The sequence below is a fragment of the Megasphaera sp. AF13-6AC genome (assembly GCF_027685385.1).
Taxonomy (GTDB): Bacteria; Bacillota; Negativicutes; order Veillonellales; family Megasphaeraceae; genus Megasphaera; species Megasphaera micronuciformis.
In genome coordinates this window covers 1-1,387 of the sequence record NZ_JAQCUN010000195.1, presented here as the reverse complement: position 1 = coordinate 1,387, position 1,387 = coordinate 1, and the positions used below count along the sequence as shown (strand labels likewise).

Annotated in this window: 2 protein-coding genes; both read right to left on the bottom strand. The window is 43.5% G+C overall.

From position 1 onward, the window contains the following. Positions 1 to 958: ABC transporter substrate-binding protein (locus PGX78_RS08020; protein WP_270446399.1), on the bottom strand; the 958-nt coding region annotated here is incomplete at its 3' end. 214 nt (positions 959 to 1,172) lie between these two features. Beyond that, positions 1,173 to 1,387: DUF1858 domain-containing protein (locus tag PGX78_RS08015; protein WP_270446397.1), on the bottom strand; the 215-nt coding region annotated here is incomplete at its 5' end.

Genomic DNA, 1,387 nt, shown 5'->3' with positions numbered 1-1,387 from the left:
ATTGCGCGCCCCCGTTTTCATACAGGTCCGTATACAAAACGGAAAGCGCCTTGGCAATACGGGTCCCCGGGTTAACGGAGAACAAGTCTCCCGACAAATAATATACGTGCCCCGTCTTAACAGCCGTCACGCCTTGCCAGAGAGAGTTTTCCGCTAAATCTTTTTTAAAGCTTTCAACCAGGGTCGGGTCGGGCATCATGCTTATAAAAAGAATATCCTGAGGATCTTGTTTCACAATGTATTCCATACTTAAAGGCACAAAACTGTCTTCTACCGGCGAGGTTCCGTCGGCAATATTCACGGCACCCAGCTGAGTCAACAAATCACCGCTGAAAGATTTGCTCGTAGCCATGCTGAAGCTTCCGGGAGTGCCGAATACAATAAGTGTCCGAGGCGGCGTCTTTCCCTTAGTTTTGTCCACCACAGCCTTGTATTCTCCTTCTATTTTTTCTTTTTCAGCTGCCGCCGTATCTTCATGACCGGTCAATTCGCCGAAAAAGGTCAACGTGTTCAATACATCTTCGTATGAATTTAAGTTATTAATGTATAAAGGTATTCCCGCTTTTTGCAATGTATCTCGAATACCTGTTTGAAAAGGAACGTTGACTCCAATTACTAAATCGGGCTTTAAGGAGAGAATCTTTTCTATATTCGGGTTGTGAATCATTCCCACTTCAGGAATGTCGGCAATCTTCTCCTTTAAATCGGGGGCAAAGGACGACGACGACGGTTTCCCCACAGCCGTACCGCCGGCTGCATAATACATATCTAAATTAGATGCATTTAAAAAGACTACCCGTTTCGGATGAACGGGAATGGATACTTCAGTACCCGTGCCGTCTGTGACAGTCCGCACTGTCTGGGTTTCCGTTCCGCTTTGCCGCATTCCCATCCATCCGACAAGGCCGACAAGACAAATAGCCAATATAGCCAGTATGATCTTAACCGTTCTGCCCATAAAACCACCTCTTATATTTTCTTTTAATTTACGTATAACTTTCCTACATAATCTTACAAAAATTGATACCGTATGTCAATTAGTTATACAAAAACTATTGAGTTGTCATGCCAATAAAAAATACCGATTATCTTAGAAAGACAATCGGTATTTTTACCGGATCCGGAAGGTTCTGCCTTTTCGGGCCCATTTCTTTATTCATCTTTTTCTATTATTATTCTTTTCTTTCGTGACGATCAATTTCCGTCTTTACTTTTTCAAGCAACGCTTCAGGTTCGAAGCCGCCTCTTTGAGCCACCATATCCAGGGTAGCAATCCGCCCCATGGCGGCAAAGACAACAGGATTTTTCAGTTTAGAGTAAGTGGGAGACAAGGCGATGAACCATTCTTTTAAATACGGATACTTGTCAAAGAGACCCGCCATAGTTA